At 64.7% G+C, this 529-nt stretch carries 1 protein-coding gene; it reads left to right on the top strand.

The window, feature by feature from the left end:
• Positions 1 to 107: 107 nt before the first annotated feature.
• Positions 108 to 503 carry an endonuclease domain-containing protein gene (locus tag ACK4S7_RS13255; protein ID WP_409647748.1) on the top strand — a complete coding sequence of 132 codons (396 nt, stop codon included), beginning with the start codon at positions 108 to 110 and terminating at the stop codon, positions 501 to 503.
• Positions 504 to 529 lie beyond the last annotated feature (26 nt).

Raw genomic sequence — 529 nt, 5'->3', positions numbered from 1 at the left:
GCAAGCGCGGCGGTGAAGGCGGCGCTGAGCTGAGGGATGGCGGCGAGGCGCAGCACGCCATAATCTCCCCTCCCGCTTGCGGGAGGGGTCGGGGGAGGGCCTGTCAGATGAGCAACCCGGTCGATAAAGGCTCAAAGCGAAACACCCCCCGCGCCCGCACCCTTCGCAACAACCCCACGCAAGCCGAAAAACACCTCTGGGCCGCCCTGAGCGCCCGCAAGACAGCCGGAATCCGCTTCAACCGCCAGGTCCAGATCGGCCCCTATTTCTGCGATTTCGTCGCACGGTCCATCAAACTGGTCATCGAAGTCGACGGCGGCCAGCATGGGGATGCGTCGGATGAGGCGCGGACCCGATTTCTCGAAGCGCTTGGATATCGCGTCATCCGATTCTGGAACAACGACGTTCTCGGAAATCTCGACGGCGTGGTCGCTGAAATCGAGCGTGTGCTGGCGGACAGGCCCTCCCCTAACCCCTCCCGCCAGCGGGAGGGGGACGGATGAGCGGCAAAGCACGTCCCACAAAGCCC

This window comes from Sphingorhabdus sp. (genome assembly GCF_046292425.1).
GTDB lineage: Bacteria > Pseudomonadota > Alphaproteobacteria > Sphingomonadales > Sphingomonadaceae > Sphingorhabdus_B.
This window is presented reverse-complemented; position numbering and strand designations above follow the sequence as displayed.